The organism is Stenotrophomonas acidaminiphila (assembly GCF_001431595.1).
Classification (GTDB): Bacteria; Pseudomonadota; Gammaproteobacteria; order Xanthomonadales; family Xanthomonadaceae; genus Stenotrophomonas; species Stenotrophomonas acidaminiphila.
Genome location: NZ_LDJO01000042.1, coordinates 24,197 through 49,311, shown reverse-complemented (window position 1 = coordinate 49,311; position 25,115 = coordinate 24,197). Strand labels below are relative to the sequence as shown.

The 25,115-nt window shown below is 65.8% G+C and carries 23 protein-coding genes; 10 read left to right on the top strand and 13 right to left on the bottom strand.

Annotation, left to right across the window (positions count from 1 at the left end; genetic code table 11):
• Positions 1-90, bottom strand: a 90-nt coding sequence (locus ABB33_RS13315) for a transposase (RefSeq protein WP_152985089.1), incomplete at its 3' end; no start/stop codon positions are given.
• A 251-nt stretch (positions 91-341) separates the two neighbouring features.
• Between ABB33_RS13315 and ABB33_RS13310 the strand changes: the two genes are divergently transcribed.
• Positions 342-647: a helix-turn-helix domain-containing protein gene (locus ABB33_RS13310; RefSeq protein ID WP_012638437.1), complete on the top strand. Its 306-nt coding sequence runs from the start codon at positions 342-344 to the stop codon at positions 645-647.
• Between the two features lie 63 nt (positions 648-710).
• Here ABB33_RS13310 and ABB33_RS13305 read toward each other — a convergent pair whose 3' ends face one another.
• The gene (locus ABB33_RS13305; protein WP_012638436.1) at positions 711-1,025 is read right to left on the bottom strand and encodes a DUF736 domain-containing protein; all 315 of its coding nucleotides are present in this window, start codon (positions 1,023-1,025) and stop codon (positions 711-713) included.
• Positions 1,026-1,831: 806 nt separating this feature from the next.
• Between ABB33_RS13305 and ABB33_RS13300 the strand changes: the two genes are divergently transcribed.
• Positions 1,832-2,284, top strand: coding sequence for a nuclear transport factor 2 family protein (locus tag ABB33_RS13300; protein WP_211260886.1), 453 nt, complete (start codon positions 1,832-1,834; stop codon positions 2,282-2,284).
• Positions 2,285-2,416: 132 nt separating this feature from the next.
• On the opposite strand, the gene ABB33_RS13295 is transcribed toward ABB33_RS13300, so the two are convergent.
• The 3 genes from ABB33_RS13295 to ABB33_RS13285 form a co-directional block, all read right to left on the bottom strand.
• Positions 2,417-2,626: a hypothetical protein gene (locus ABB33_RS13295; protein WP_012638434.1), complete on the bottom strand. Its 210-nt coding sequence runs from the start codon at positions 2,624-2,626 to the stop codon at positions 2,417-2,419.
• Between the two features lie 62 nt (positions 2,627-2,688).
• On the bottom strand, positions 2,689-4,743 hold the full coding sequence (locus ABB33_RS13290) for a ParB/RepB/Spo0J family partition protein (protein ID WP_012638433.1): 2,055 nt from the start codon (positions 4,741-4,743) through the stop codon (positions 2,689-2,691).
• A gap of 80 nt (positions 4,744-4,823) precedes the next feature.
• On the bottom strand, positions 4,824-5,648 hold the full coding sequence (locus tag ABB33_RS13285; RefSeq protein WP_012638432.1) for a DUF932 domain-containing protein: 825 nt from the start codon (positions 5,646-5,648) through the stop codon (positions 4,824-4,826).
• Positions 5,649-5,931: 283 nt separating this feature from the next.
• Here ABB33_RS13285 and ABB33_RS13280 point away from each other — a divergent pair, with 283 nt between their 5' ends.
• Complete coding sequence (locus ABB33_RS13280) at positions 5,932-8,499, top strand: ATP-binding protein (protein ID WP_225546706.1); 2,568 nt, start codon at positions 5,932-5,934, stop codon at positions 8,497-8,499.
• A 68-nt stretch (positions 8,500-8,567) separates the two neighbouring features.
• Here ABB33_RS13280 and radC read toward each other — a convergent pair whose 3' ends face one another.
• From radC to ABB33_RS13265, 3 genes are all read right to left on the bottom strand, one after another.
• Complete coding sequence (gene radC, locus ABB33_RS13275; protein WP_012638430.1) at positions 8,568-9,074, bottom strand: RadC family protein; 507 nt, start codon at positions 9,072-9,074, stop codon at positions 8,568-8,570.
• 325 nt (positions 9,075-9,399) lie between these two features.
• Complete coding sequence (locus ABB33_RS13270; RefSeq protein ID WP_248842454.1) at positions 9,400-10,488, bottom strand: PDDEXK nuclease domain-containing protein; 1,089 nt, start codon at positions 10,486-10,488, stop codon at positions 9,400-9,402.
• 71 nt (positions 10,489-10,559) lie between these two features.
• On the bottom strand, positions 10,560-11,765 hold the full coding sequence (locus ABB33_RS13265; protein WP_012638428.1) for a tyrosine-type recombinase/integrase: 1,206 nt from the start codon (positions 11,763-11,765) through the stop codon (positions 10,560-10,562).
• A gap of 254 nt (positions 11,766-12,019) precedes the next feature.
• Here ABB33_RS13265 and ABB33_RS13260 point away from each other — a divergent pair, with 254 nt between their 5' ends.
• Together ABB33_RS13260 and ABB33_RS13255 are read left to right on the top strand one after the other, a co-directional pair.
• The gene (locus tag ABB33_RS13260) at positions 12,020-13,309 is read left to right on the top strand and encodes a nucleotide sugar dehydrogenase (protein WP_054664700.1); all 1,290 of its coding nucleotides are present in this window, start codon (positions 12,020-12,022) and stop codon (positions 13,307-13,309) included.
• Between the two features lie 30 nt (positions 13,310-13,339).
• Positions 13,340-14,962: an FMN-binding glutamate synthase family protein gene (locus ABB33_RS13255; protein WP_054664703.1), complete on the top strand. Its 1,623-nt coding sequence runs from the start codon at positions 13,340-13,342 to the stop codon at positions 14,960-14,962.
• Positions 14,963-15,059: 97 nt separating this feature from the next.
• Here the strand turns inward: ABB33_RS13255 and ABB33_RS13250 are convergent, their stop codons facing one another.
• The gene (locus ABB33_RS13250; RefSeq protein WP_056932420.1) at positions 15,060-16,307 is read right to left on the bottom strand and encodes a TIGR03862 family flavoprotein; all 1,248 of its coding nucleotides are present in this window, start codon (positions 16,305-16,307) and stop codon (positions 15,060-15,062) included.
• On the bottom strand, positions 16,291-16,722 hold the full coding sequence (locus ABB33_RS13245) for an FKBP-type peptidyl-prolyl cis-trans isomerase (RefSeq protein ID WP_054664709.1): 432 nt from the start codon (positions 16,720-16,722) through the stop codon (positions 16,291-16,293). Before ABB33_RS13245 ends, ABB33_RS13250 begins: the two co-directional genes overlap by 17 nt.
• A 157-nt stretch (positions 16,723-16,879) precedes the next feature.
• Here ABB33_RS13245 and ABB33_RS13240 point away from each other — a divergent pair, with 157 nt between their 5' ends.
• The 3 genes from ABB33_RS13240 to ABB33_RS13230 all read left to right on the top strand — a co-directional run bounded on the left by ABB33_RS13240 (position 16,880) and on the right by ABB33_RS13230 (position 19,122).
• Positions 16,880-17,245 carry a DUF6164 family protein gene (locus tag ABB33_RS13240; protein ID WP_056932419.1) on the top strand — a complete coding sequence of 122 codons (366 nt, stop codon included), beginning with the start codon at positions 16,880-16,882 and terminating at the stop codon, positions 17,243-17,245.
• Positions 17,246-17,272: 27 nt separating this feature from the next.
• Positions 17,273-18,019: a sulfurtransferase gene (locus ABB33_RS13235; RefSeq protein WP_054668642.1), complete on the top strand. Its 747-nt coding sequence runs from the start codon at positions 17,273-17,275 to the stop codon at positions 18,017-18,019.
• Positions 18,020-18,132: 113 nt separating this feature from the next.
• Complete coding sequence (locus ABB33_RS13230) at positions 18,133-19,122, top strand: LLM class flavin-dependent oxidoreductase (protein ID WP_054664715.1); 990 nt, start codon at positions 18,133-18,135, stop codon at positions 19,120-19,122.
• 102 nt (positions 19,123-19,224) lie between these two features.
• Here ABB33_RS13230 and ABB33_RS13225 read toward each other — a convergent pair whose 3' ends face one another.
• Positions 19,225-19,902 carry an exopolysaccharide biosynthesis protein gene (locus ABB33_RS13225; protein WP_054664719.1) on the bottom strand — a complete coding sequence of 226 codons (678 nt, stop codon included), beginning with the start codon at positions 19,900-19,902 and terminating at the stop codon, positions 19,225-19,227.
• On the bottom strand, positions 19,886-21,202 hold the full coding sequence (locus tag ABB33_RS13220; protein ID WP_056932418.1) for a hemolysin family protein: 1,317 nt from the start codon (positions 21,200-21,202) through the stop codon (positions 19,886-19,888). Before ABB33_RS13220 ends, ABB33_RS13225 begins: the two co-directional genes overlap by 17 nt.
• 277 nt (positions 21,203-21,479) lie before the next feature.
• Here ABB33_RS13220 and ABB33_RS13215 point away from each other — a divergent pair, with 277 nt between their 5' ends.
• Positions 21,480-22,106, top strand: a complete 627-nt coding sequence (locus tag ABB33_RS13215; protein ID WP_054664724.1) for a DUF47 domain-containing protein — start codon at positions 21,480-21,482, stop codon at positions 22,104-22,106.
• Between the two features lie 142 nt (positions 22,107-22,248).
• Positions 22,249-23,370 (top strand): inorganic phosphate transporter, encoded by a 1,122-nt coding sequence (locus tag ABB33_RS13210; protein WP_054664727.1) that lies wholly within the window; start codon positions 22,249-22,251, stop codon positions 23,368-23,370.
• A gap of 90 nt (positions 23,371-23,460) precedes the next feature.
• Here the strand turns inward: ABB33_RS13210 and ABB33_RS13205 are convergent, their stop codons facing one another.
• Positions 23,461-24,960 (bottom strand): S10 family peptidase, encoded by a 1,500-nt coding sequence (locus ABB33_RS13205; protein WP_054664730.1) that lies wholly within the window; start codon positions 24,958-24,960, stop codon positions 23,461-23,463.
• Positions 24,961-25,115 lie beyond the last annotated feature (155 nt).

The window sequence follows — 25,115 nt, the reverse complement described above, 5'->3', positions numbered from 1 at the left end:
GGCTACGTCCACGACTGTAAAGCCGCGCTCGATTACCTGCTTCACCGCCTCTGCGCGGAACTCATCCGTGTACTGCTTGCTGTTGCCCATAAACACCTCGGTCATTGCCATCAATTATGGCGTCCGAGTGTCTACGAAAGGCTGGCCGGTCCAAGAACCGCGAAACCGGATTTGCGCCTTCGTGCGCAAGCACGGATGCGCTTACGCGGCTTTGCTGGAACGCGCCGATGCGGATTTCCGTAAAGCCACAAAAACGGATAGCAACACCAAATGAACACTATAGATTGTAGTCCTATAGGGCGCAATGGGCTGTCATCTTGGTTTTTTGAGGGAAACCATAGGTGGCGGCTGGGTATTCATTGGCAAAGGCATTGAAGACGGTCAGAAAGGCGCGTGGCTTGAGCCAGGAAGCCTTCTCTGACGTGTCCAGCCGCACCTATATGAGTACCCTCGAACGCGACCTGAAAAGTCCGACCCTGCATAAGCTGGCCGAGCTGTGCGAGGTGATGGAGATCCACCCGCTCACGCTGCTAACGCTGGCCTACGCGGGCGATAGCCCGCACAAGGCCGACGAGCTGCTGGCGCAGGTGCGCCGGGAGCTGGAGTCGGTGTTGAAAGAGCGCGACGCGGCGAAGCCGCGCGCGTGATGCGGTGATGTGCTGCGACCAGCAGCACAGCGCCCCGCCGCGATGGACGGGGCGCTGCGGCGGTCACGCCGCCTGGGGCTTGCTGCGCGACCAGATCAGGTCGTGCGTGCCGTCCTCGCCTTCGATCATGCGGGCGTAGACCGGAGCCGGGAACGAAGGATCGTCGAGGGTCACGGACAGGTAATCCCGCCCGGCTTCGCTGGTCTTCTTCCACGCCGCGCCGATGTCGTGACCGGCCGCCTGGACGCGGAAGTCCGGGGCTTTCTCGCTGTCCCCCTTGTCGTTGGGAACCAGCTTGACCTTGACGTTGAGCGTCAGGGTGCGAAGCGTGCCGGTGAAGCCGTCTTTGTCTGCGGTGAAGGTGCCGATGTTGGCCATGATGTTTTCTCCTTTCGGTTGAACAAGGTTCGCGCCCATCGCGTCCTTGTTGTGATCCGGCCGGCGGGGGACGGGCTGGCTGCACCGCTTGCGGTCGAAACGCAGTGGAGAACCGGAAGGCGAAAAGAATTTGTCCCGCGAGGAATGCGCTTCAGCGCAGGGGAAATTGTTTTCGCCGGACGGTTGCAGCCATGAAGCCCGAGGCGCAGCCGCGCCCCCGCCAGGATTCACAACGAGACAAGGACGCCTTGGGCCGAACCGCTCCGAAAGGAGATGGGGCCGGCTCGGCATCCCCGCATGAAGGCTGCTCCGACTCGCCCGCTGACGCGGGCCAGGTCAACCACCCGACGACAAGCGAGAACGCCCCTGCCGCACCTTGCGATGCCGGTCTTGAGGCGTGGCGTGGAAGCTCCATAGCGATGCCGGGCGGGTTGTCCGTGAACCGTCCTTCGTGATGTAACAGGCTGGAGCCGCCAGCGTTGAGGACGGCCCGCATTTGCACAACCTGCCGCAGCAAGCGCCAGCGTGTTCGCCAGCGCGCCGTCCATCGCGGCGGGGCGCTGGCCGGGCCGATCCGGCGTAGGCCGGTTCGGCGGCATCAAGGGGTGCCAAGCATCGCGCGGCGGGGATAGCCCGCAGGGCTTTCCCCTAGAGGCAAGCGGAGCGCGCAGCGCCGCAGGCGCGAAGGCGTGAGGGATTGAAGCCGAATGGCCGTGACGGCAAAGACGGCACGGGGCGCAGCCCGAAAGCCCGGCGGCGCATCGCGCCGACACGGCCTACCATGACGAGTACGAACAGCGAAGCCCATGCCCAAGGAAGCACCGATGGAAGAAAAGCGCATCCATGAGTTCTTCAAGCGATACCAAGACATCTTTCGCCAAGGATTGAAAAACGAAGCGAACATGGAGCAAGTGGCCTCGTCCTATGCCACCGCCTTCATCGCCGCCTCGCCGGCTAGGGTCATGGCAGGCCAGAACGACGAGCAACTGAAACAAGTCATGCGCCAAGGCTTCGAGCGTTACCGCCAACTCGGCACGAAGGACATGACTCTGCGAGGCATTCGCATCGCCCCTATCGACGCGCATCATTGCCTTGCACACGTCGCTTGGACGGCAACCTATGACCGGGGCGCGGCCCCGGACGTGTCTATCGACTTCGACGTCCACTACTTCGTGCAGCAGCTCGATGGCGATCCCAAGGTATTCGGCTGGGTGTCAGGCGACGAACAGGCGCTGTTGAGGCAGCACGGTATCGTCTGACGCCACTGCCGCGAAGACGGCGGCGCTCTGATTCGGCTGTTGGCCTTGAACACCGGGCGCGGCCACCGCCGCGCCCGGATTTGCATTTCACCGCGCCCAGGGCGGAACGGCCTGGGCGCGGTGCTGTTCGGGTTATTCCTTCGTCTCGATGAGCCACCACACGGCACGCGGCAAGGCGCGGCCCGTGATGGGGTGAATGTCGGTGAGGTCGGCGCGGGCTGACCAGCCCGAGGGCGGGCGGTAGCCGCGCACGTCGCCGTCGCCGTGCCAGCGGCGGGCGCGTACCGCGCCGGGGGCGTAGATCGCCGCCATGCGTGGGCGGCGGGTGGTGGTGCGGGTCATGGGGCGTTCTCCTTCCAGCGAAGCGCCCCGGTCGGGGCCGGGGCGCTTGCCATCGGCGCGGGTCAAGCGGCCAGCGCCACGGCGGGTTCATCCGCCAGTGCCTCGGCATCCTCCGGGGCATCGTCCTGCGCCTGCGGTTCTGCCTGCGTGGTTTCCTGCGCACCTTCTGCCTTGAAGATGGCGGGCATCCATCCGCTGCCGTTCGCCAGCCGCTCGGCCTCGCTGGCAATGTCGGCCTTCTTCAACTTCGCCAGCCGGGAAACCTGCTCGGGCGCGTAGTCGCCCACGGCTTGCAGAACTGCCGCCTTGGGAACGTGCTTGAAGTAGCCTTCTGCGGTCGGCTTCCACCATGCGGCCATGTCGAGGCCCACGGCCTGCGCCAGTTCCTCGCCGGGTTGGTGCGGCGGGGCGCGAGGCGTCACCACGTCCACCGTGGAAGCCACGCAGACGGCCAGCAACTTGACCAGTTCGTCTTGCGGCTTTGCCAGCAGCACGGCGAACAGTTCGGCGCTGTCCTGCGGCAAGGTTTCACCTGCCACCTGTTGCAGTTCGCGCAGCGCCACGGCGGCGGGCGATTCCGGCCAGTCCGGGGCCATGCCTTCCAGCCGGTCTTGCACGTTGAGGCGCACGCCGAGCGGCAGGCCGTCGCCGTAGGCGTCAGGCTGCAAAACCTCCTGCACCATGCCATGCACCAGCGCGGCCAGCGCCACTTGCGGATGCCGTGCCACTTCGATTTGCAGCGCCGCCGTGCGGTGTGCGCTCAACCGCTGCGCCAGCCGGTCGGACAGGCTCGCAGCCTTGGGCGCGTCGTCGGCGTCGTGGCCTTCGTCGTTGTCGGCTTCGCCTTCCGCGCTGCCGAAACCGCGCCGCAGCTTTTCCAGCGTGCGCAGCGCCTTTGCCTCGGCCTCGCGCAGCAGGCCGCGATGAATGACGGCCTCGCCGTTGCGGTCGATGGTGACGATGGCACCGGCCACCTCGCGCACTTCGGGCGCATAGCCTTGTAAGGCGTCATCCGCGTCTTGCAGTTCCCCGATCACCTGATCGCGCCGCTGTTCCAGCTTCTCGGCCTTGGCCTCGTCCTCGGCGTCGCTGGCGTCCTCCAGTTCGGCGTCGATCTTTTCAAGCCGGTTTTCCAGCGAGGCGATGCGGCGGGCCTCGCGCGTGGTCGGCTCGCGGCGGTGGCGCGGTGCGTTCTGGAACGCCTGCCGTTCCTCGTAGGCCAGATGCGGCACGGCCTCCACCCATGACCAGCCCTCGGCGCGCACGTTCTCGGCCAGCGTTGCCAGCTTCTCGCGCACCAGCGTTTCCAGCACTGCGGCGTCGGTGAGGTAGGTGCCGGCATCGCCTTCGGCGAACAGGTCGCGGCGGATGCCTCCGCCTGCCTGCCGGTAGGTGTCCAGCCCGACGAAGCGCACCAGCGCGTGCGTGGCGTCGATTTCGCGCTCGGTGAGGCGTGCGCGCAGCGCGGACGGGCCGCGCTGCCATTCCGGCGCAGCATAGAACGCGGCTTCCTGCGCGGCGTGGTCGTCGGTGATGGTCAGGGCCATCAACTGCTCCAGCGTGACGGTTCCGGCGCGGTAGTCGGCCATCAGGCGCGGCGCGATGTGGGCCAGCTTCAAGCGGCGCTGCACCACCAGCGGGGACACGCCGAAGTCGGCGGCAATGTCCTCGATGGGCCGGCCTTCCTTCACCAGCGCGGCGAACGCCTCGAACTGGTCGGCGGGGTGCATCTGCTCGCGCATCAGGTTTTCCGCGAGGCTGAGGGTGCGGGCGCTGCCATCGGCCACCAGCAGGCACGGCACCTCGTAGTCGGCGGAGATGCGGTGTTTCTTCGCCAGCAGCTTCAAAGCGGTCAAGCGGCGATCACCGGCCACCACCTCGTAATGCTCGCCATCGGCGGATGCGATCACGATCAGGTTTTGCAGCAGGCCGATGCGGGCGATGCTCGCGGCCAGTTCGGGGATGGACAGGCGCGGCATCTTGCGGGCGTTGCGCTTGGAGCGGCGCGGCAGCAACTGCGAGAGGGCAACCAAGATCAGGTTCTTGGACGGGTCGGCCATTTCCAGCGGCGCGGCGGTTTCGATGGCGCGGGCTTCGGTTTGGGTTACGGCGTTCATGGTGATAACTCCTAACGATTCAGGGATGCAGCAGCGAGGGATGCGGCAAGGGCTGCTGCCTGCCCCTGCCGCGTGGGGATTCAGGCTTTCAACTGGCGCAGGCCATCGGCCAGCAGCCACAGGGAGCGATTCAGGCGCACGCTCTGGTCAATGCCCTGCACGGGCCGGGTGGTCTGGCGGCGGCCATTGGCAGCGCGGGCGGACAGGCCGCCTTTGATGAGGTTTTCCTGCGTGCGGTTGAACACGCTCCACAGGTCGCGGCGGTCGTCGTCGCCACGGCGCGGCATCAGGATTTGCGATTCCGTGACGGGTGCGGGCTTGTCCTCGTCGTACTTCAAGGCCAGCGCAGCGCGGGCGAACACTTCCGATTCCCCTGCGTCGAGGGTGATGGCGCGCATGGCATCGCGGGATTCCTGCGCCCGGTCGAATCCGTGCAGGACTTCGTAAGCGCCTTCGATGACGTGCCCGGCCACGTCGCCTTTGTGGGGCACGCGCACGTCGGCCACGGTGTCGCCGCACACCAGCCCATTGCTGCACACGAAGCGGAACATTCCGGCCAGCATCTGGTAACTGCTGGTGCCGTCATGGGAGTTCAGCAGGATGATTTCGTTGGCCTCGCGCCCGTTGATCTGGCTGGCGTGGCGCAGGCGGATCATGTGCTTGGTGTAGTCGCGGCGGTCGTCGTGGCGCACGCGGGTCTGGCACACCATGAAAGGCTCGAAACCTTCCCCGCGCAGTTCCTGCAACACGGTCGCGGTGGGGATGTAGGCGTACCGCTCGGAGCGGCTTTCGTGCGGGGCGTCCGCGAAGATGGACGGGGCCACCCTGCGGATTTGGTCATCGGACAGCGGGTAATCGCTGCGCAGTGCCGGGGAACGGGAAGCGAAACGGGATGCGAGTTGCATGATCTTTCTCCTGACAAAAAAGAGGTTTGCTGTTCACCGCACACCGGATTCCTAGATTCGGAGCCCAGCCTTTCGGCTGTTTGGTGCGGTCGGCACGAGGAACCCGGTTGGCCCTGTTGCCACCGTCTTTCCTGAGTTCATCGCCCGCGACGGTCAGGAGCGCGCGGACGGGGGCCGTCAAGGAGGAAAGCGCAGGGTCGGTGCGGCCCGCAGGCGCAGCCGAGGACACGGCTCTGCGCGCCTTGATGGCCCACGGGAGCGGGCTACAGTCGCGGACAAGGTGATGAAGTCAGGGAAGACGGCTGGACATGGCAACGGCCTTCCCTGTGTGCAGACCGCACGGCAAGCGAAGCGCGCAGGCCCGAAGCTGGAAGCCGGGCCGGAGGCGTCAGCGATGCGAAAGGCTGGCAAAGCCAGTCCCGCCAGGGATGAGCGACTAGCGAACCTGGAGCAGCGCGATCCGCGAAGCGGAGACGCAAAAGAACTCTTCGTTTACCATTTGTTCTGCAAGCAAATGTTGCTAAAGCAAGAACACGGGGGGCTAAAAGTGATCGTCTGCATTAACCGTCTCAAGCAGTTCGGCATCTTCAGCGACTTCAATGGAACGAAGATCCAGAAGTTCGGCCGGTACAACCTTGTCTATGGCTGGAACGGAACAGGCAAGTCAACCCTATCGAATCTATTCTCTTGCTTTGAGCTTCGCTCGATGGTTCCTCGCTTCAGCGCGGGTCAGTTTTCAGTTATTTTGGAAGACGGCTCAACGATCACGGAAGCCACACTCCCTTCATCCCAATTAAATATCCATGTCTTCAATCAACGCTTTGTGCATGAGAATATTGATTGGGACAAATCCGTAAAAAGCATCCTTCTCATTGCGAAAGAGAAGATTGATGACTTGCAAAAACTGGAGAAGCTAAAAGGCGATCTTCAATCGAAGAAGAAAGCTCACGACGAAAAGCAAAGCGACATCAAGAAGCAGCGTGAAGCATTGGATAAATTTCTGACCAATGCTGCCAAGAAAATGAAGCTAGGACTTCAGGCGATTGATACGAGCGATAGCTACTACTTGAACTACGACCGCCGAAAGCTCTCCAATTTCATTCAGAATAATGGCAAGGCCATTGTTAATCCTGGCTCGGTTCTTCCAGATGAGAAGGTCATCGACCTCACGAATGCCGCCAAACCAGATCAACTTCCAAGTATTACCTTCGCCTCAACGGCCATTGAGCCGGACTACTTTAAGAAGGCGGCAGGTCGCATCAGAGACTTGATTGGAACTACAGCAGTCAATCAAGCTATCCGGCGGCTGACTGATAACCCGGACATTCGTGAATGGGTTCAAGCCGGCTTGGAAATTCATAAAAACCATGATTCGCAATCCTGCGAGTTCTGCGGCTCCCCATTCACCCAGCTTCGTGCTGAGGCACTTGCCGCTCACTTCAGCAAAGAGTTCACGGATTTTCAAAACCGGCTTCAGAGCGCCGCGACTTGGATTGAATCTCAAGGTGCTCCAGCCAATCAGTTGCCCGCAGCGACGGAGTTTTATAAAGAGCTATCGGCTGACGCAGATAAATTCCAGAAGGAATACACATCTGCTGCTGAGAAGATCAACCAGCAAATAGACGGATGGCGGCAAGCTCTGAAAGCCAAAATTACAGATCCTGCAAAGACAGACATTCAGATTTCGGATGTGGTTGAAGAGGATGTCACGAATTTCAATGAGATCCTAAAGTCGATCGTTGCGCTCGTCGGAAAGCATAACAATAAGACTTCAAACTTCAAATCTGAGACATCAAAAAGCAAGGTGGCACTGGAACTTCACTTTGCTGCGGCTGAGGTGCAAGAATTTGACTATGCTGGAAGTGAGAAGAAATGCAATGACCTTGAGGCTGAAGCAAAGAATGACTACAAGGAAATTGAAAAACTTGGTCAAGAGGTCGGAGCAATAGAGGCGCTGCTCTCAAATGAGACGGTGGGGGCGAAAGAGTTCAATGACATCCTGCATCGTTTCATCGGTCGTTCTGAGCTTTGCTTGAGCTTTAATCAAAATAAAAAAGGCTATGAGATCATCAGAAACGGTGTGGGTGAGCATGATGGGAATTTGAGCGAAGGTGAGAAGACTGCGATTGCATTTGTCTACTTCATCACGAAGCTCAAAGAAAATGGAAACAACATCAAGGACACAATTGTCGTCGTTGATGATCCGGTCTCAAGCTTTGATTCAAATCACCTGTTTCATGCCTATTCTTTCCTGAGAACTCAATGCACTGAAGCCAAGCAACTTTTTGTACTCACCCACAACTTCACTTACTTCAAGCTGGTGAGAGACTGGTTCACTGGAACGAACAGGAACAGGATCGCCAAAGGAAAAGCTGAGAATTGCTTCTTCTATCGACTGGATGCGCCTCCTGGTTCACCCCGCCACTCGCTGCTTGTTGACGCCGACGACTCTCTGAAGAATTACGGTTCGGAGTACCACTATATTTTCAAGAAGCTCTATGAATATAGGGCGCATACGACTCTTAACCGAGACGAAGCATTCTTGACGGCGAACCTCGCACGCAAGCTAGTTGAATCGTTCTTTACCTTCAAGTATCCAAGGCGGAGAAGCGACATTAGTCAATTAATGGATGTTGGCCTGAAAGACTGCACCATCACGACACCGGAACTCAAAGAGAAGATATACCGCTTTATCAACAAGTATTCGCATAGCGATGTAATTGAAATAACCGAGGAATCGGCAGAAAACTTGGCAGGCGAAAGTCACAGCGTCATCGGGCACATCTTTCAGTGGCTGGAGGAAGTGGACAAGAAACATTACGACGAGATGATTCAGGTTGCGACTGCCTGAGCGCCAGGCCCGCGAGGGCCGGAGTTGCGCCACCAGGCGCAGCAAAAAGGGGGCCGAAGCCCCCCTCGTCAAATCAGGCCGCGCTCGGCGAATGACGTGGTGCGAGTCCCCGCAACGATGACGTGATCCAGCGTGCGAACGTCCACCAGCGCCAGCGCCTGCCGAAGCTGCGCGGTCATCGATCTGTCGGCCGCGCTCGGCTCGGGGTTCCCACTCGGATGGTTGTGCGAAACGATGACCGCCGCCGCATTGAGCCGCAGCGCCTGCTTCACCACTTCGCGCGGATGCACCTCGGCGGCGTCGATCGTGCCGTGGAACATCTCCACGTAGTCGATCAACCGATGGCGCGTATCGAGAAACAGGACGGCAAAGACTTCGTGCTCGAAGCCGGCCAGCTTGGCGCGCAGGTAGTCCTTGACCGCCTCCGGCGAACTGAACGATGCACCGCGCTGCATCTTCTGTTCGATGACCTGGCGCGCAGCTTCCAGAATCTGGTCGGCGTCCGCCGGCCGATAGCGGCCACGGCCATCGCGCACCATCAGCGGGGTATCGTGAGAGAGGGAGAATTGCGACATGATCGTGCTCCGGTTGCTCGGGCGGAATTGCCCGGAACCGTGTTCAGCACGGCGCAGCGCAAGCAGTCAGGGGTCGCAGACGGCCACCAGGACGCAAGCGCGCATGGCGCGCGCCGCCCTTGACGGCGAGGACGCCGTGATACGGTGAAGGGAGCAGCAAGACCGCCTACACACCGCCCACTGCACACCCTCGGCTTTTGGGCAAGCGGAGCGCGCAGGCCCGCGAGGGCCGAAGGCGTCAGGGGTCAAGGCCGAATGGCCGCGACTCGGAACGAGGCGTGGGGCGCAGCCCGCGAACCCGACGGCGGAACGCCGGGACGCCCGGTTACTGCGGGAGTTTCTTGGGCTGCTTCGACGTGCGCGATTCCAGCAAGCGCCGCGTAGTCTCCAATTCCTTCTGCAACAGCTCGGCATCCGGCAGCACGGTACGGTAGTTCGCCGCCATCACCTTTGACGGCAAACCTTCCAAGGCATACCGCGCCAGGGCATGGCCCTTGTCGGCGCACAGGATCAACCCCACGGGCGGGTTTTCATCGGGATAGGCCCAATGCTCCTTGGCGTAGTTGCAATACATGAGCATCTGGCCCACGTCGGCATGGGACAGGCTGCCCAGCTTCAAGTCGATGATGACCAGGCAGCGCAGCCGCCGGTGGAAAAACAGAAGATCCACCCGATACCAGGTCTGGTCGATGCGCAAGCGCCGCTGCCGCCCGACGAAGGTGAACCCTTCGCCCAGCTCCAGCAGAAAATCCTCCAGCCGCTGGATCAGCGCGGCCTCCAGATCGGATTCGGAATACTCGTCCTTGAGGTTCAGGAACTCCAGCACGTAGGGGTCTTTGATGGCGTCGTCGGGCCTGACGGCATCCTCGGGCCTCGGCGCTGCGCCCTTGACCAGCATCGCCGCCTTGTCCTTGGACAAGGCCGTGCGCTCGTAGAACTGGCTGCCGATCTGCCGGTCAAGCTGGCGCACGCTCCAGCCGCCGCGCAACGCCTCGGCCTCGTAGAACCGGCGGGCGTGGTCGTCCTTGACCGCCAGCAGCCGCACGTAGGCCGACCACGGCAGCGGGAACACCTGCGCCAGCTCGGCCAGGGCGAATTTCCGAGACACTGTCTCGGAAATCTCGGCAGGCGGTTCGTCGCCTGATTTCCGAGACAGTGCCTCGGAAATCATGGGCCGGGGGTAGGCGGCGAAGAACCGCCGCATGTTCTCCAGATTGTCCGGGCTGAAACCGCGCCCGAAGCGCGCGGTCAGGTCGGCGGACAGCCGGGCAATCAACTGCTCGCCATAGCCCGCGCGCCGCTTGCCCTGTTGCTCGGCCTCCACGATGCGGCGGCCGATTTCCCAATAGCTGGCCGTCATCAGCGCATTGACGCTGCGCGCCGCCGCCTGGCGCGCGGCGTCCAGCAGTTCCACGATGCCGCCGTGGATGCCGGCGTAGCCGGCAGGCAGGGCGGCGTCTTTGGCGGCTTTGGGCGTCCGGGCGCTCATGCCGTGGCCTCCTGCGGCTGCGGTTGCCGCTTTCCGGTGATGGTCTGCCGACGGGTCGCCACCAGTTCGGCGGCTTGGCGCACAGGATCGTCCTCGGTGTGGACGTAGCGCATGAACATCGCCACGGTCTTGTGCGCCGTCAGCGCCATACCGACCTTGACCGGGACGCCCGAATTGGCAATGTCGGTCGCGGAGCGATGGCGAATGCCGTGGGTGCCGACCTTCGGCACGCCGGCATTGCTGAGGATGCGCCGCCACCCCTGATAGTAGGTGTGGGGACTGAGGGGCTGGCGGTGGTCGATGATCGCCGGGCAGACATAGGGCGAATCGCCATAGCGGGGGGCGCTCGTCAGCCGCCGCTTGGCTTCCTCGCTCAAGGGCTTGGACATATCGCCGGTCTTGCTGTCCGGCCAGACCACCCGGCCATTGGGCAGGTCGAGCCAATCCCACTGCAACAGCAGGATTTCCGACATGCGCGCCGCGAACTCGAATTGCAGCCGGACGGCCAGCAAGAGGATGGGATGCTCCAAGTTCTCGGCCTCGGCCTTGTCCAGATAGGCGAACAGCTTGACCATCTGGTCATCGGTAATGAGCCGGGTCGAGCCTTTCTCCGGGTACTTGGGCACATGGCGGCACGGGTTGGAGCCGTCCGGCCGATAGCCCCACAGTTCGGCCAGATTGAACATCTTGCGCACGAGCGACAACACCCGATTGGCCTGGGTGGGCGACTTCTCCATGCGCTTCATCAGCGCGGTAATGTCGTTGCGCGTGACTTCGTGAACCTTCTTGGTGCCGAAGGCCGGAATGACGAAGGTGTCGATCTGGTACTGGTAGCCGGCCTGGGTGCTCGGCTTGTTGTGCGGCTTGGAGTGGTCATCCATGAACCGGCCGCACAGCTCCTTGACCGTTGGGGCCTTGCGGGCATCCGCCTTGTCCAGTCCGGGGTCGCCGCCGCGCCGGACTTCGGCCAGCCAGTCTTGCGCCAGCGACCGGGCCTGTTCGACCGTCAGCTCGCCGAACTGGCCGAGTGACGGCTTGCGCCGAACACCGGAGTTCGTGCGGTACTGAAGCATGAATACCTTGCGCCCGGTTGGTGTAACCTTGCACAAGAAGCCTGGAACGAGCGTATCCCGGAGTTCCACGTCGCAGGTTCGCGCCTGTGCCGTGTCAACGACGGACTTGGTGAGTTTGATTTTCGCCATGAGGGTGCTCCTGAAAGGCCCCGATTCCAGGGGCCGGCTAGGAGCCAAGCGAAAGGGAACCGGGGCGGTTTGCATCGCGCACCGGGATATGATGGAAGGCATTGGTTAGCTGGAAAACCTGCTACAGCAAGCCCCATCCAACCCCAGCGGTGCCCCGGTGCGGAAGCCATGCTCTGGCTTAAAATCCGCCGGGGGCAACCCCATGCCGGTTCGATTCCGGCTCCGGGCACCAGCATGCAAACTCGAGGGATGGGATGAGCGCCGACATTTCCGCAGCCAGTGCGCCGCGCATCGCCGTCGTCGGCTTGGGCTATGTGGGCCTGCCGCTGGCGGTCGAGTTCGGGCGGACGCTGGACACGCTCGGCTACGACATCGATGCCACGCGCGTGGCCGAGCTGCGCCAGGGCCACGACCGCACGCTGGAGCTGGATGCCGCTGAACTGGCGGCGGCCACCTGCCTGCGCTACTGCGCCGACGCGGCGGAACTGGCCCGGTGCAATGTGTTCGTCGTCACCGTGCCCACGCCGATCGATGCGTGGGAGCAGCCTGACCTGGAGCCGTTGCGCGCGGCCAGCCAGCTGATCGCCGGGGTGCTCAAGCGCGGTGACCTGGTGATCTACGAATCCACCGTCTATCCCGGTACCACCGAGGAAGTCTGCGTGCCGCTGCTGGAGCAGGGCTCGGGCCTGCGCTTCAACCAGGATTTCTGGTGCGGCTACAGCCCGGAGCGGATCAATCCGGGCGACCGCCAGCGGCGCCTGCCGGACATCCGCAAGATCACTTCCGGATCCACGCCGGAAGCGGCCGAAGTGGTGGACGCGTTGTACCGCCGCATCATCGCCGCCGGTACCTGGCGCGCGCCGTCGCTGCGCGTGGCCGAAGCGGCCAAGGTGGTGGAGAACATCCAGCGCGACGTCAACATCGCCCTGGTCAACGAACTGGCGCTGATCTTCGACCGCCTCGGCATCGATACCCTGGACGTGCTCGAGGCGGCCGGCACCAAGTGGAACTTCCTGCCGTTCCGCCCGGGCATGGTCGGCGGCCACTGCATCGGCGTGGACCCGTACTACCTGCTGCACAAGTCCGAGAGCGTGGGCTACCACCCCGACCTGATCCACACCGCACGCCAGGTCAACAACCGGGTGGTCGCGCACGTGGTGGCGCGGGTGGACGCACTGCTGGCCGGCAAGGGCAAGCCGCTGCGCGGTGCCCGGGTGCTTGTGCTGGGCGTGACCTTCAAGGAGGACTGCCCGGACCTGCGCAACAGCCGTGCGCTGGACCTGGCGCGCCTGCTGGCTGGGCAGGGCGCGCAGGTGGATGCCTTCGATCCATGGGCGGATGCGGCCGAGGCCGAGCGCGAATCGGGCATGCGCCTGGTCGATGCGCCCGCGCAGGGACACTACGACGCGGTGGTACTGGCAGTCGCGCACCGCCAGTTCCGCGAGCTCGACGTTGCGCGCATACGCGCGCTGGGCGTGCCGGACATGGTGGTCTACGACATCAAGTCGGTGTGGCCGCGGCACGTGGTGGACGACCGGTTGTAGAATCCGCCATCCCCGGTCACGAGGACGGCAATGCATCGTTATCTGGTCTATGTACTGGCACTGGTCCTGTTGCCGGTATCGCTGGCGCTGGCGGCGCACTGGCCCGCGTGGTACTGGGGCGTCGGCCTGTTCGCCGCGATGGCGCTGATCGGTACCTGGGACATGCTGCAGCGGCGCAGCGTGCTGCGGCGAAATTATCCGGTGCTGGCGCACTTCCGCTACGGCTTCGAATCCATCGGCCCGGAAATCCGCCAGTACTTCGTGCAGAGCGACCTGGAGGACGTGCCGTTCTCGCGCCAGCAGCGCCAGCTGGTCTACCAGCGTGCGCGCAACGTGATGGACGTGGTGCCGTTCGGCACGCTGCGCAGTACCTACGCGGTGGACTACGAGTGGATCAACCACTCGATGGCGCCGACCAGCATCCCGCACCACGACTTCCGCGTGGTCATCGGCGCCGGCTGCGCACGGCCTTACTCGGCCAGCGTGTTCAACATTTCGGCGATGAGCTTCGGTTCGCTGTCGGCCAACGCCATCCGCGCGCTGAACAAGGGCGCGAAGATGGGCTGTTTCTACCATGACACCGGCGAAGGCTCGATTTCGCCCTACCACCGCGAGAACGGCGGCGACCTGGTGTGGGAGATCGGTTCGGGCTACTTCGGTTGCCGCGACGAGCAGGGGCGTTTCAGCGAGGAGCGCTTCGTCGAGAACGCCAACCACGACCAGGTCAAGATGATCGAGATCAAGCTGTCGCAGGGCGCCAAGCCCGGCCATGGCGGGGTGTTGCCCGCGGCCAAGGTCAGCGCGGAGATTTCGGTCACCCGTGGCGTGCCGATGGGCGTGGACTGCGTGTCGCCGTCGCGGCACTCGGCGTTCTCCACGCCGGTGGAACTGCTGCAGTTCGTCGCGCGCCTGCGCGAGCTGTCCGGCGGCAAGCCAACCGGCTTCAAGCTGGCCATCGGCCATCCGTGGGAATGGTTCGGTATCGCCAAGGCCATGCACGAGACCGGGCTGCTGCCCGACTTCATCGTGGTCGATGGCGCCGAGGGCGGTACCGGCGCATCGCCGGCCGAGTTCATCGACCACGTCGGCGTGCCGATGAACGAGGCGCTGATCCTGGTGCACAACACGCTGGTGGGCCTGAACCTGCGCGACCGCATCCGCATTGGCGCGGCCGGCAAGGTGACCAGCGCCTTCGACATCGCGCGGACCATCGCGCTGGGGGCAGACTGGTGCAACGCCGGGCGTGGTTTCATGTTCGCGCTGGGCTGCATCCAGTCATTGAGCTGCCACAACGACAAGTGCCCGACCGGCATCGCCACCCAGGATCCCAGCCGCTGGCGCCACCTGGACCCGACCGACAAGGCCGAGCGGGTACGCAATTTCCACGAGAACACCCTGCGCGCGCTGCGCGACCTGCTCGGCGCGGCCGGCCTGAACGACCCCTCGGAACTGGGCCCGGAGCACATCCTGCGGCGGGTGTCGCCGATCGAGATCCGCTCGATGGCGACGTTGTACCGCTACCTGGCGCCGGGCGAACTGATCGACCGGGTACCGGGCCATGCGGTGTTCCGCGAGTACTGGGCGGACGCGCGCAGCGATTCGTTCCAACCGCCCGCGCGCATCGCGGCGCTGCGCGGCACCAAGCTGCACTGAAACCCACGCCCCTCCCGGGGGAGAGGCTGGGGCGGCGGGTCGGGCACCGGGTGGAAGTACGGTGCCTCGCCGTCGTGGCATGCCCACCGCGGTGCGCTCAGCGCAGCCAGTCGACCACGCTCTCGGCCGCGCGCAGCGCGCTGGCATAGCAGGCGGTGAGCAGGTAGCCACCGGTCGGCGCTTCCCAATCCAGCATCTCGCCCGCGCAGAACACGCCGGGCAGGGCCTGCAGCATCAACCCCGCATTCATCGCCTCCAGGCGCACGCCACCGGCGGTGCTGATGGCCTCGGCCATCGGTCGCGGCCGCAGCAGGCGCAGCGGCAGGCGCTTGAGCGTGCGCGCCACCGCATCGGGGTCGTGGCCGGCATCCTTGCCCAGCCGTTCGAACACCAGCGCGGCCTTGACCGCATCGATGCCCGCAGCGCGCCGCAGATGCTCGCCGAAGCTGCGCCCCTTGCGCGGGCGCGACAGGTCGGCATGCAGGCGTACCGCGTCGCGGCCGGGCACCAGGTCCAGTTCCAGCAGCGCATGGCCGTCGCGGTTGATGGTTTCGCGCAGGTCGGCGGCGATGGCATAGACCAGGCTGCCCTCGATGCCGTATTCGCTGGCCACGCATTCTCCCTGCAGCTGCTGCGGCCGGCCATGCAGGTCGCGCCAGTGCGCGACGACCGGCTTCAGCGGGCTACCGGCATGGCGCTGCCGGAAATGCCCGCTCCAGTCGAGGTCGAAGCCGCAGTTGGCCGGCTGCAGCGGCGCGACGTCCACGCCGCGCGCATGCAGCGCCTGCACCCAGGCACCGTCCGAGCCGAGTTCAGGCCAGCTGCCGCCGCCCAGTGCCAGTACGGTGGCGTCGGCGGTCACGGCGATCTCGTCCTCGCCGCACTGCAGGCGCAGCGAGCCGTCGCCGTTCCAGCCCAGCCAGCGATGCTGGACGTGGAAGCGCACGCCCTGTTCCTTCAGTCGCCGCACCCAGCCGCGCAGCAGCGGCGCGGCCTTGCGGTCCAGCGGGAACACCCGCCCGGAACTGCCGACGTAGGTGTCCACGCCCAGGCCGCGCGCCCAGTCGCGCAGGGCATCGGCGTCGAAGCCGTCCAGCCAGCCGGCGACTTCGGCCTCGCGTTCGCGGTAGCGCTGGTCGAACTGCGGGCGTGGTTCGGAATGGGTGAGGTTGAGCCCGCCCTTGCCGGCGACCAGGAACTTGCGCCCGGGCGAGCCCTTGGCCTCGTACAGGTCGACCGACAGGCCGCACGCGCGCAGGCGCTCGGCGGCGAACAGCCCGGCCGGGCCGCCGCCGACCACCGCCACGCGCTTGCCGGCGCGCCCGGGTTCAGCGGGGCTGGACATCGAGCAGTTCGACGTCGAACACCAGCGAGGAACCCGGCGCGATCGGGCCGGCGCGGCGGTTGCCGTAGCCGTAATCGGCCGGGATCATCAACGTGCGCTTGCCACCGACCTTCATCCCGGCCACGCCTTCGTCCCAGCCGCGGATGACCTGCTTCTCGCCGAGATCGAAGGTGAACGGCTCGCCACGATCGAGCGAGCTGTCGAACTTCTCGCCATGCCTGTCGGCGCGGCGCTCGTCGTAGATCCAGCCGGTGTAGTGCACGGTGACCCGGGTGCCGGGTACCGCTTCGGTGCCGCTGCCCGGTACCGTGTCGATGCGCTCGAAGGCGGCGATGCTGCCCCCCGGGGGCGGACCGGGTGGGGTGCAGCCGGCGGCAAGCAGGGACAACAGCAACGGCACGAACAGGCGACGCATGGTGGGCTCCAGGTTGAAGGCGGCCGCGCGGGATGCAGGGCAGGCCAGGGTAGGGGGCTGCCGGACCGGCCCCGCGCACGCGCAGGCGCGTACTGCATGGGGGAGTCACGGCCAAGGCGCGCAAGGGTAGCGCATCGCCAGCGGGTATCATGGCGCGATGGGGAAACTGCTGCTCAATCTGCGTAATGTCGGCGAAGACGAAAGCCGCGAGGTCTGCGAACTGCTCGACCGTCACGGTATCGCCTGGTACCGCACCGAGCCCAGCCCCTGGGGGATTTCCAGTGGCGGCCTGTGGCTGCGTGATCGCCAGGACCATACGCGCGCGCGGGCCCTGATGGATGGCTACCAGGCCGAGCGCGGGCAGCGCGTGCGCGCCGAACGCGAGGCCGCGCTGCGCGACGGCACCGCCGAGACGTTCGGCTCGCTGCTGCGGCGGCGGCCGCTGTACGTGATTGCGGTGCTGCTGGGCATGCTGGCCGCGGCGGCGCTGGTGCTGCTGCCGTTCATGCTGCTGCGTGGCTGACGCCCGCGCGCGCCGTAAAATATGCCGATGATCGTCAACACCGCCGCTTACCACTTCGTCCCCGTCGCCGATGCCGACGCGCTGGCCGCCCGCCTGCTGGAACGGGCGCAGGCGCATGCGCTGCGCGGCACCGTGCTGGTGGCGGACGAGGGCATCAACCTGTTCCTGGCCGGCAGCCGCGATGGCATCGATGGTTTCTACGCTGAACTGAAAGCCGATGCGCGCTTTGCCGCCATGCGCGTCAAGTACAGCTACAGCCGCATGCAGCCGTTCGCCCGGCTCAAGGCCAAGGTGAAGCAGGAGATCATCAGCTTCCGCCGCGACGACGGCCAGCCGCTGGACTACCCGCGCGCACCCTCGGTGGAGCCGGCCACGCTGGCGCGCTGGTTGCGGCAGGGCCATGACGACGATGGCAGGCGCGTGGTGATGCTCGACACCCGCAATGCGCAGGAGTTCGCCCATGGCACCTTCGCCGGCGCCCTGACCCTGCCCATCGCCCGCTTCACCGACCTGCCGGCGGCACTGGAGCCGCACCGCGCCGCGCTGGCCGACGCCACCGTGGTGAGTTTCTGCACCGGCGGCATCCGCTGCGAGAAGGCCGCGCTGTGGATGCGCAACGACGGCATGGACAACGTGCTGCAGCTGGAGGGCGGGATCCTCGGTTACTTCGAGGAGGTCGGCGGCGAGGGCTACGATGGCCGCTGCTTCGTATTCGACGAGCGCGTGGCCCTGGACCCGCAGTTGCAGCCGCTGGTGGACGACGCGGCGGCCTGAGCCCGGCAGCAGGGGCGCTGGAAAACAGTGTTCGGCCGCCGGCGCCGCGCTAGGGGATGGGAAACCGCGCCGCGCGCCCCATGTCCTGCCCATCCCCTGCCGGAAACCGCCGCATGATTCCCCTTTCCGTCCTCGATCTGGCCCCCGTCTGCGAAGGCGCGACACCCGGCCAGGCGTTCGCCAACATGCTCGACCTCGCGCGCCATGCCGAGCGCTGGGGCTACCACCGCTATTGGCTGGCCGAGCACCACAACATGCCGGGCATCGCCAGCGCGGCCACCTCGGTGCTGATCGGCCATGTCGCCGGCGGCACCTCGCGCATCCGCGTCGGTGCCGGCGGCATCATGCTGCCCAATCACTCGCCGCTGCAGGTGGCCGAGCAGTTCGGCACGCTGGCTTCGCTGTATCCCGGACGCATCGACCTGGGACTGGGCCGCGCGCCGGGTACCGACCACGCCACCGCCCGCGCGCTGCGCCGCTACTTCGACAGCGCCGACCAGTTCCCGCAGGACGTGACCGAGCTGCTGCATTACTTCGAACCGGTGCAGCCGGGCCAGGCCGTACAGGCAGTGCCGGGCGCCGGCATCGAGGTGCCGGTGTGGCTGCTTGGCTCCAGCCTGTTCAGCGCACGGCTGTCGGCGGCGATGGGCCTGCCGTTCGCGTTCGCCTCGCATTTCGCCCCGGACGCGATGGACGAGGCCCTGGCGCTCTACCGCCGCGATTTCAGGCCGTCGGCACGGTTGCGCACGCCGTGGGCGATCCTGGCGCTGAACGTGGTGGCCAGCGAGTCGGAGGCACAGTCGCGACGCCTGTTCACCACCCAGCAGCAGGGCTTCGTCAACCTGCGGCGTGGCCGCCCGGGGCGGATTCCGCCGCCGGTCGACGACATCGAGGCGTTCTGGGAGCCGCACGAGAAGGCCGGGGTGGAGCGGGCGCTGGCCTGCACCGTCCTCGGCGACCCGGAGCAGGTGGGCGAGGGGCTGGCGGCCTTTGCCGCGCGCCACCGGCCGGATGAAATGATGCTCACCGCCAACATCTTCGACCATGCCGCACGGCTGCGCTCGTTCGAACTGGCGATGCAGGCCTGGCAGGCACGGCATTGAGCCCTGTGCCCGGATCGCGGCGGCGCCGGCGCACAGGGCCGGCCGTGGCGATCGCGGGCAATTGGAGCGGGCGGCCCGCCTGATGGCCGCGGTTGCCGCGGCTCAGCTAGTCCAGCGCTGGAACAGGTCGATGCTGTGGCTGACCAGCTGCCCGGAGCCGAGCCCGAAGAACAGGCAGGCGGCGAGTGCCGCGATCCAGTTGAACAGCATCAGCGCGCCGTCGCGCTCGATCAGTGCCAGCGCGAACAGCAGCAGCTGGAAGCCGAACAGATAGTTGGTCAGCGGAATCGGCAGCGACAGCAGGACCCCGGTCATGACCAGCAGCAGCCCCGTGAACACCCGCGCCGGCAGTGGCCATACCAGGGCCGACAGACGCGGCTTGAGCATCCGGTCCAGGCGCCGCAGCGGCCGGTCGATCCGGCCGAGAAAGCGGTGCATGGTGCCGCGCCTGGGCCCGCGCCGGGCGATGAACCCCGGCACCCAGGGCCGCGACAGGCCGGCCATCATCTGCAGGCCGATCAGCAGCACCAGCGGGCCGCTGACCGCGCCACCGATGCCGGGCACGGGAATGAATGCCGGCAGGATGGCGATGAACAGGAATACGCCGAACGCGCTTTCCTGGAGGCCCTGCAGGATCCTGCCCAGCGGCTGCTGTTCCTCCGGATCGCCATGCTCAAACATCGACAGCAGGGTGCGGATGCCCTCGTTGCGGTAGGCGCCCGGCGCCGGGCCGCCGCCGCCTTCCGGCCCGCCGTCCTGCGGCTCAGCCGGTGGTGTCATCTTCGTCTTCTTCCGGCAGCCGACGCAGCAGCAGCTTGTCGATGCGGGCGCCGTCCAGGTCGACGATCTCGATGCGCCAGCCGGACCAGTCGAAGTACTCGCTGGCGTGCGGGATGCGTCCGAAGAAGTGCATGCACATGCCGGCCAGCGTGTAGTAGTCGCCTTCCTCGGCATCGGGCAGCTCGACCCCGCCCATCAGCTCGCGCAGGTCGTCCACCGGCAGCGAACCGTCCACCAGCAGCGAACCGTCCTCGCGGGTGACCACCAGTGCATCCTCGTCGGTGTTCTCCGGCGCCTGCAGGCGGCCGACCACCGCGCCCATCAGGTCGCTGATGGTCACCAGGCCCTGGATCTCGCCGTATTCGTCCACCACCAGCGCCATCGACTGGTGTTCCTCGCGGAAGATCTCCAGCAGCTTCATCGCATGGGTGGACTCGGAGACATACAGCGTCTCGCGCAGGTTCTCGAACAACGCATGGGTGTCGCCCTGCAGACGGCGCGTGACCAGCGACTTGACCTCGAGGATGCCGGCGATGTCCTGGTCGTTGCCGCGGTACACCGGGTAACGCGAGAACGCATGCTCGTGCATGGTCTCCAGGTTCTTCTCGAGGTCGGCGTTGGTATCCAGCCAGGCGATGCGGTTGCGCGGGGTCATCAGGCTGTCGGCGGTGCGGTCGCCCAGGCGCATGACCCGGTTCATCATGTCGCGCTCGTGGATGTCGATCACCCCGGCCTCGTGGCTTTCGGCCACCAGCATGCGGATTTCCTCTTCGGTCACCGACGCCGAGTCGGTGTTGCCCAGCCCCAGCAGGCGCAGCACCAGCCGGGTGGTCCGCGACAGCAGCCACACGAACGGGAAGGCGAGGGTCGCCAGCCAGCCCATCGGCATCGCCACCAGCCCGGCGATGTCCTCCGAACGGGTCAGCGCCAGCCGCTTGGGCACCAGTTCGCCGAAGATCAGCGTGACGAAGGTGATCAGGGTCACCGCCAGCGCCTTGCCGACCGCGCTGGCATAGGCGAAGCCCGGCATCAGGCCCTGGATCCAGGCGGCGATGGCTTCGCCCAGCGCTTCACCGCCGAGGAAGCCGGTCAGCACGCCGATCACGGTGATGCCGATCTGTACGGTGGACAGGAAGTTCTCGGGCTTCTCGGCCAGCGCCAGGGCGCGCTCGGCGCGCTTGCTGGTGGCGGACATCTGCTTGAGCCGGCTCTTGCGCGAGGTCATGACCGACATCTCGGACATGGCGAAGAAGCCGTTGAGCAGGATCAGGGCGAAAACGATGAGGATCAGTTCAAACACGGGTCGCTCCCCGGGTTGTTGGCAGGGAGGGAGGGTGCTTGCGGTGGCGGCAGGGGCTCAGGGGCGTGCCCGGGCGCTGCGGCGGGGGGTAAGGGTCGTCGTCCATAGGGTGCGCCCGCGGAGGGCGCCGGCGCATCTTAGCAAACCGGCATGCGGTGCCTGCAACCGCCTGTTCATTTTCGCGGCCGGAAACGGGCCGGGAATACCCGAGAAGTCATCCAGCCGTCATAATTCGCCCCGGTGCCGTCCCTTCCGCGACGGCGGACAGGCATTTCCAATGTTTTCATTGCAGACCATTTTCGGCTCCGGCAAGCAGTTCTACACCTATCTCGACGAGGCCGCCCAGGCCGCCGCCGACAGCGCCAAGGCGCTGCACGCGATGATGCGCGAAGCCGACCGCGAGCCCGCCCTGGATGCATTCAAGCTGGCGCGCCTGCGCGAGCGCGCGGCCTCGGACAAGATCAGCCAGGCGCTGGTCGACAGCTTCATGACCCCGATCGAGCGCGAGGACATCGAGGCGCTGGGCTCGGCGCTGTACAAGATTCCCAAGCAGATCGAGAAGTTCGCCGACCGCTATGCGCTGGCCACCCAGCACCTTGCGCACATCGACTTCGCCCCGCGCGCGGCGATGCTGGAGCAGGCCGCCGGCGTGGTGGTGGACATGGTCAAGGACCTGCGCCACATGAACATCGACCGCATGACGGCGATGAACGAGAAGCTGCGCGCGCTGGAGAACGAGGCCGACCGGCTGATGCTCGAGCTGTACCGGGAAATCTATTCCGGGCGCCTGGACAACCTGCAGATGTTCCTGCTCAAGGAATTCTTCGAGATCCTGGAGAAGGCCATCGACCGCTGCCGCGAGGCGGGGGTGGTGGTCTACCAGATCGTGTTGAAGAACTCGTGATTGCCATGATGCGGATTCCGTGCATTTCCGGCTTCGGAAGCGGGGGCATCGGCCGTGCCGATGCCCGCGAGCCGCGCTTCCACATCCCCCGTCCCGCCGCGGCGCGGCAGTACTGCTCGCTTGACCCAAGGGGGCAGCTGCGATGCTGACCCTTGTCCTCGTAGTGATCCTGGCGGCGCTCGTCTTCGAGTTCATCAACGGCTTCCACGACACCGCCAACTCCATCGCCACCGTGGTGGCGACCAAGGTGCTCTCGCCCGGCTGGGCGGTGATGCTGGCCGCGGGCATGAACCTGATCGGCGCGCTGACCGGCACCGCGGTGGCGCTGACCATCGCCAACGGCCTGCTCAACACCAGCGTGGTCGAGGTCACCCCGCAGGTGATCCTGTGCGCGCTGCTCGGCGGCATCGTCTGGAACCTGATCACCTGGTGGAAAGGGCTGCCGTCCTCGTCCTCGCACGCGCTGATCGGCGGCCTGTGCGGTGCCGGCCTGGCCGCCGCGCACAACAACTGGGACGCGCTGATCTGGTCGCAGAACCTCGGCAACTGGGCGCAGAACAAGGGCCTGCTGTGGAAGGTGTTCGTGCCGATGATCACCTCGCCTATCGCCGGCTTCCTGCTCGGCATCGTGGTGATGTGCCTGCTGTGGGCGATCATCGCCGGCATGGCGCGGGCCGGTGGCGTGCTGCGCCGGCTGGCGCGCCCGCGCTGGGTCAATGCGTTCTTCGGCAAGGCGCAGATCGTCTCGGCCGCCTACATGGGCTTCGCCCACGGCCACAACGACGCGCAGAAGACCATGGGCATCATCGCCATGACCCTGATCGGCGCGGAGGCCACCGGCGCACTGGACAACCTGCCGTCGTGGCTGGCGTTCATGCACCCGGACGCGCATGCCGGCGACGGCATCGCCATGTGGATCGTGCTGACCTGTGCGGTGGTGATGGCCGCCGGTACCGCTTCGGGCGGCTGGAAGATCATCAAGACCCTGGGCCACAAGATGGTCAAGCTGCACCCGATCCACGGCTTCGCCGCGGAGACCAGCTCGGCCACCATCCTGACCCTGGCCGCGCACTTCGGCATGCCGGTCTCGACCACCCACAGCATCTCCACCGCGATCATGGGCGTTGGCTTCGCCAAGAACCCGAAGTCGCTGCGCATCGGGGTGATCGAGCGCATCATCTGGGCCTGGATCCTGACCATCCCGGCGGCCGGCGGCTGCGCCTACCTGATCCTGAAAGTGTTCGAGCTGGCCGGCTGGAACTGAGCGGTCGACGCGATTGCCGGCATGCCGGCCGACGCATGCGCAAAGGCCCGCCTTCCCGGCGGGCCTTTCGTTTGTGCGCCAGCGGCGGCTTCAGTTGCGCTGGTACATGGCGCGCACGTCGCGGCGGAACGCGGCCTGGCTGTCGGCGCGGCTGTAGAACATGTGTCCGCCCGGGTAGCTGCGCACCTGCACCCGCTGCGGGTCGCTGCCCATGGCCGGCATCTGGTCCACGGTCAGGATCGAGCCCATGAACGGGCACGACAGGTCGTTCCAGCCATGCACGATCAGCACCTGCAGGCGCGGGTCGATGGCCACGGCCTGGCGCAGCTGGGTGACCGCGCCGGCGCGCAGGTCACCGTTGCGGTCCCACTGGCGGTTCACCTCGTAGCTCAGCGCGTTGTAGCGGGCGTCGACCTTCCAGCCGACCACGCGGGTGACGAAGTCCACCATGGCGGTGGTGGTCGGGGCGATGATGCTGTCCAGCAACGGGTCGTTGGCACGCTGCCCGGGGTCGGTGGGGAACGGGTCGAAGGCGGTGACGTTGGAGTCGTAGCGGCTGCCCAGCGCGCCCTTGTCGCGGAATACCTCGCGCAGGTAGGCCTGGGTTTCCAGGCGGCCACCGGCGCGGCGCACGAACGCCGGGTCCAGGCCGGTCAGCTCGGTGACCCGGCGCAGCATCGCCTCGGTCGCCTGCGGGTCTGAGCGCCCCTTCATCAGCGCGGTGGCGTAGTCGCCGCGGGCGTACTCGACCACGTCGCGCATCGCCGCATCGGTGAGCCGGCCCTGGCGCTCCAGGTGCGCGGCGGCGATCGAGGGCAGGGTCTGGATCCAGGCCATCGGCGAGACGTCGCTGTTGTCCTCCAGGGTCGGGCTCAGGTACGGCGAGACCAGCACCAGGCCGTTCATCGCCACGCCCAGCCGGGTCTGCAGGTAGTGGGTGATGCGCGGACCGCGGTAGCCGCCGTAGCTCTCGCCGGCCAGGTACTTGCGCGCGGTCATGCGCTGGTTCTTCAGCAGCCAGTCGTAGACCACGCGCGACAGGTACTCGATGTCGGCGGTCGGGTTGAAGAACTGCTTCCTCGCCTCCTCGTCGGGAATGCGCGAACGGCTGAAGCCGGTGCCGATCGGGTCGATGAACACCAGGTCGGTGAAATCCAGCCAGGTGCCGGGGTTGTCGCGCAGTGTGGCCGGCGCCGAGGCGCTGTCGCCCTCGCTGCCGAAGGCCACCACCTTCGGGCCCACCGCGCCGAGGTTCAGGTACACCGACGAGGCGCCCGGGCCGCCGTTGAGCGCGAAGGTGACCGGGCGATCCTTGCCGGGCATGGTGTAGGCGGTGAACACGACATCGCCGATGGCCTTGCCCTGCGCATCACGCACCGGCAGCGAGCCGACGGTGGCGGTGTAGTCCAGGGTGCGGCCTTCGAGGCGCATGCTCTGGCGGACCGAGGCATCGGCCGGCAGCGCCGCGGGAGCGGCTGCAGCGGCCGCAGCGGCCTTGTCTTCACCGGCGTCGGCGGCGGGCCTGGCCGGGGCGGGCGCGGCGAACAGCAGGCCGGCGCCGAGCGCGGCCACGTACAGCAGGTGTTTCATGCGGATGACCACAGGATCGGGGAGCGGACGATCCTAGGCCCGTGACGGGAGCGGCAAATGTGCCCAAAGCCATGTGGGGTCGGCCCAAGGGTGCAATCCCGGGCGCGAAGCGGCGCAGGCGGGGGAGCCCCGCCGCTGCCCCGGGGCGTGACGGC

What these genes read in the sequence shown, in the direction of transcription:
- ABB33_RS13305 (WP_012638436.1), bottom strand. Translation starts at nt 1,025, where the DNA reads ATGGCCAACATCGGCACCTTCACCGCAGACAAAGACGGCTTCACCGGC.
- ABB33_RS13300 (WP_211260886.1), top strand. Translation starts at nt 1,832, where the DNA reads ATGCCCAAGGAAGCACCGATGGAAGAAAAGCGCATCCATGAGTTCTTC.
- ABB33_RS13295 (WP_012638434.1), bottom strand. Translation starts at nt 2,626, where the DNA reads ATGACCCGCACCACCACCCGCCGCCCACGCATGGCGGCGATCTACGCC.
- ABB33_RS13290 (WP_012638433.1), bottom strand. Translation starts at nt 4,743, where the DNA reads ATGAACGCCGTAACCCAAACCGAAGCCCGCGCCATCGAAACCGCCGCG.
- ABB33_RS13285 (WP_012638432.1), bottom strand. Translation starts at nt 5,648, where the DNA reads ATGCAACTCGCATCCCGTTTCGCTTCCCGTTCCCCGGCACTGCGCAGC.
- ABB33_RS13280 (WP_225546706.1), top strand. Translation starts at nt 5,932, where the DNA reads ATGAAGTCAGGGAAGACGGCTGGACATGGCAACGGCCTTCCCTGTGTG.
- radC (WP_012638430.1), bottom strand. Translation starts at nt 9,074, where the DNA reads ATGTCGCAATTCTCCCTCTCTCACGATACCCCGCTGATGGTGCGCGAT.
- ABB33_RS13265 (WP_012638428.1), bottom strand. Translation starts at nt 11,765, where the DNA reads ATGGCGAAAATCAAACTCACCAAGTCCGTCGTTGACACGGCACAGGCG.
- ABB33_RS13260 (WP_054664700.1), top strand. Translation starts at nt 12,020, where the DNA reads ATGAGCGCCGACATTTCCGCAGCCAGTGCGCCGCGCATCGCCGTCGTC.
- ABB33_RS13255 (WP_054664703.1), top strand. Translation starts at nt 13,340, where the DNA reads ATGCATCGTTATCTGGTCTATGTACTGGCACTGGTCCTGTTGCCGGTA.
- ABB33_RS13250 (WP_056932420.1), bottom strand. Translation starts at nt 16,307, where the DNA reads ATGTCCAGCCCCGCTGAACCCGGGCGCGCCGGCAAGCGCGTGGCGGTG.
- ABB33_RS13245 (WP_054664709.1), bottom strand. Translation starts at nt 16,722, where the DNA reads ATGCGTCGCCTGTTCGTGCCGTTGCTGTTGTCCCTGCTTGCCGCCGGC.
- ABB33_RS13240 (WP_056932419.1), top strand. Translation starts at nt 16,880, where the DNA reads ATGGGGAAACTGCTGCTCAATCTGCGTAATGTCGGCGAAGACGAAAGC.
- ABB33_RS13235 (WP_054668642.1), top strand. Translation starts at nt 17,273, where the DNA reads ATGATCGTCAACACCGCCGCTTACCACTTCGTCCCCGTCGCCGATGCC.
- ABB33_RS13230 (WP_054664715.1), top strand. Translation starts at nt 18,133, where the DNA reads ATGATTCCCCTTTCCGTCCTCGATCTGGCCCCCGTCTGCGAAGGCGCG.
- ABB33_RS13225 (WP_054664719.1), bottom strand. Translation starts at nt 19,902, where the DNA reads ATGACACCACCGGCTGAGCCGCAGGACGGCGGGCCGGAAGGCGGCGGC.
- ABB33_RS13215 (WP_054664724.1), top strand. Translation starts at nt 21,480, where the DNA reads ATGTTTTCATTGCAGACCATTTTCGGCTCCGGCAAGCAGTTCTACACC.
- ABB33_RS13210 (WP_054664727.1), top strand. Translation starts at nt 22,249, where the DNA reads ATGCTGACCCTTGTCCTCGTAGTGATCCTGGCGGCGCTCGTCTTCGAG.
- ABB33_RS13205 (WP_054664730.1), bottom strand. Translation starts at nt 24,960, where the DNA reads ATGAAACACCTGCTGTACGTGGCCGCGCTCGGCGCCGGCCTGCTGTTC.